Annotated in this window: 1 pseudogene; it reads right to left on the bottom strand. The window is 65.4% G+C overall.

Features of this window, described 5'->3' with window-relative positions:
- Nucleotides 1-284 (bottom strand): annotated as a pseudogene (locus tag AC1DYG_RS21070) (hypothetical protein); the annotation flags it as partial.
- Nucleotides 285-353: the final 69 nt, after the last annotated feature.

Raw genomic sequence — 353 nt, forward strand, 5'->3', positions numbered from 1 at the left:
CCCCAGACCTGCACGGCCTGACGCAGGTCGTGCAGCTGGACGCCGCGCTGGAATCGCCCGGTCCACATGTCCTGCAACGAATGTCCGAGCTCGGCATGCCACATCAGCGGCGGCATGTCGTCGAGCACCACCGACATCCCGACGTGATTGACGGGGCTGTTGGTCAGTGTCTGGATTGCCCGGTCCGCGCCGGAATGTCCACGGAAGATCCAGATGTCGCCGGTCCGGGTGGCCTCGACCGCCACGTCCAGGCTCACCTGTGATTCGTGCATCCGCCTGCTCATCCACCTAGCCTAGAGCGATGGGAATCGAAGGCAGGCACCTGTGGAAGTTCGTCGGCCTCGCCGGCGTGG

The sequence above is a fragment of the Pedococcus sp. P1_H8 genome (assembly GCF_056405175.1).